This is a genomic window from Pseudomonas sp. RA_35y_Pfl2_P32 (genome assembly GCF_963970735.1).
Taxonomy (GTDB): domain Bacteria; phylum Pseudomonadota; class Gammaproteobacteria; order Pseudomonadales; family Pseudomonadaceae; genus Aquipseudomonas.
Genome location: NZ_CAXAQF010000466.1, coordinates 1 through 208 on the forward strand (window position 1 = coordinate 1; position 208 = coordinate 208).

Here is a 208-nt window from a genome sequence, read left to right on the forward strand (position 1 = left end):
CGGCTCGATTGAGTTGGGCCCGTTGCACGTAGGCGTCGGTGTGCGGGTTGGCCTGCAGATACGCCAAGTGGCTGCGCTTGCGCAGCATGTCCTCGGTCAGTGTGCGCTGGGCCTGCGGCATCAGTTGCTCCTGTCCCAGTTCCTGCAAGGTCGCATAGGTGGTACTGGAGAAGTTGCCGGAGTTCGGGGTGTTGGTCACCACGAACAG

Annotated in this window: 1 protein-coding gene; it reads right to left on the minus strand. The window is 62.5% G+C overall.

The window, feature by feature from the left end:
• A partial coding sequence (locus AACY45_RS29195) for a hypothetical protein (protein ID WP_339548929.1) occupies window positions 1-208 on the minus strand: 208 nt, incomplete at both ends.